Origin of the sequence: Streptomyces pseudogriseolus, assembly GCA_002154585.1 — a bacterium.
Classification (GTDB): Bacteria; Actinomycetota; Actinomycetes; order Streptomycetales; family Streptomycetaceae; genus Streptomyces; species Streptomyces pseudogriseolus.
Genome location: MUNG01000313.1, coordinates 1 through 2,109, shown reverse-complemented (window position 1 = coordinate 2,109; position 2,109 = coordinate 1). Strand labels below are relative to the sequence as shown.

General features: G+C 69.1%; 1 protein-coding gene and 1 pseudogene. Both read left to right on the top strand.

Features of this window, described 5'->3' with window-relative positions; all coding sequences use genetic code 11:
- A partial coding sequence (locus tag CCN29_RS25110; RefSeq protein WP_442538487.1) for an FAD-binding protein occupies positions 1-996 on the top strand: 996 nt, incomplete at its 5' end.
- Positions 996-1,772: pseudogene (locus CCN29_RS25105) on the top strand (succinate dehydrogenase iron-sulfur subunit); the annotation flags it as partial. The gene CCN29_RS25110 and the pseudogene CCN29_RS25105, both read left to right, overlap by 1 nt.
- Positions 1,773-2,109 lie beyond the last annotated feature (337 nt).

The following is a 2,109-nucleotide window of genomic DNA, read 5'->3' as shown; positions in this document are numbered from 1 at the left end:
ACCGAGGGCGCCCGCGGTGAGGGGGGCATCCTGCGCAACAAGGACGGCGAGCGCTTCATGGAGAAGTACGCGCCCGTCATGAAGGACCTCGCCTCCCGCGACGTCGTCTCCCGCTCCATCTACACGGAGATCCGCGAGGGCCGCGGCTGCGGTCCCGAGGGCGACCACGTCTACCTGGACCTCACGCACCTCCCGCCGGAGCAGCTGGACGCCAAGCTGCCCGACATCACGGAGTTCGCGCGGACCTACCTCGGCATCGAGCCCTACACGGACCCGATCCCGATCCAGCCCACCGCGCACTACGCGATGGGCGGCATCCCGACCAACGTCAAGGGTGAGGTCCTCGCGGACAACACCACGGTCGTCCCCGGCCTGTACGCGGCCGGCGAGGTGGCCTGCGTGTCGGTGCACGGCGCCAACCGCCTGGGCACCAACTCGCTGCTGGACATCAACGTGTTCGGCAAGCGGGCCGGCATCGCCGCGGCGGAGTACGCGCAGACCGCGGACTTCGTCGAGCTGCCGGAGAACCCGGAGTCCCTCGTCGTCGGGCAGATCGAGCGGCTGCGCTCCTCCACCGGCAAGGAGCGGGTGGCCGAGCTGCGCCGCGAGCTCCAGGAGACGATGGACGCCAACGTCATGGTGTTCCGCACCGAGCAGACGATCAAGACGGCGGTCGAGAAGATCGCCGAGCTGCGCGAGCGCTACAAGAACGTCGCCATCCAGGACAAGGGCAAGCGGTTCAACACCGACCTCCTCGAGGCCGTCGAGCTGGGCAACCTGCTGGACCTGGCCGAGGTCATGGCCGTCTCCGCGCTGGCCCGCAAGGAGTCCCGCGGCGGTCACTACCGCGAGGACTTCCCCAACCGCGACGACGTCAACTTCATGCGCCACACGATGGCGTACCGCGAGGTCGGCGCCGACGGCACCGAGACCGTCCGTCTGGACTACAAGCCGGTCGTCCAGACCCGCTACCAGCCGATGGAGCGTAAGTACTGATGGCTACCCCTGTTCTGGACAAGGCGGACGCGGCCGGCTCCCCCGAGCCCGGCTTCGCCGACTCCCCCTACATCACCGTCACCTTCCGGATCCGCCGGTTCAACCCGGAGGTCTCGGCGGAGGCGACCTGGGAAGACTTCCAGCTGGAGATCGACCCCAAGGAGCGCGTCCTCGACGGTCTGCACAAGATCAAGTGGGATCTGGACGGCACGCTGACCTTCCGCCGCTCCTGCGCCCACGGCATCTGCGGCTCCGACGCCATGCGGATCAACGGCAAGAACCGCCTGGCGTGCAAGACGCTGATCAAGGACATCAACCCCGAGAAGCCGATCACGATCGAGGCCATCAAGGGCCTGACGGTCCTCAAGGACCTGGTCGTGGACATGGAGCCGTTCTTCCAGGCGTACCGGGACGTGATGCCCTTCCTGATCACGAAGGACACCAACGAGCCGACGCGTGAGCGGCTCCAGTCCGCCGAGGACCGCGAGCGGTTCGACGACACCACCAAGTGCATCCTGTGCGCCGCGTGCACGTCGTCGTGCCCGGTGTTCTGGAACGACGGCCAGTACTTCGGCCCGGCCGCGATCGTCAACGCGCACCGCTTCATCTTCGACTCGCGTGACGAGGCCGGCGAGCAGCGCCTGGAGATCCTCAACGACCGTGACGGCGTGTGGCGTTGCCGTACGACCTTCAACTGCACGGACGCCTNNNAGACGGGGCCCTCGGGCGTGTCCGGGTGCGCGCGTGTAGTGCGTACGCACCAGAGGGAACGGTTCCTCAGGACGATGCCCGGCCGGTTGCGGGCACCCGAAGGTGGTCGTATGCGCACTCCTGTGAACCGGTTCCCTGAGCTGGGCCGCGTGCTGCCGACATCGGACCTCGCGGGTACGGCGATGTCGCGCCCCGGACGGGGGCGGGAGGGCGCGGTCGTGGCGGCCGCGTTCGTGATCTGTCTGCTCGGCGGGACCGTGCGGGTCGAGGACGCCCTGACCGCGCCGCCCCTCGCCGCGTATCTGCTCGCCCTGGTGTCCGCGGCCGTGCTGCCGGCGCGGCACCGGCGGCCCTTGGCGGTCCTGGCCGCCACCACCGCGGCCGGTCTCGCGGCCCAGCCCC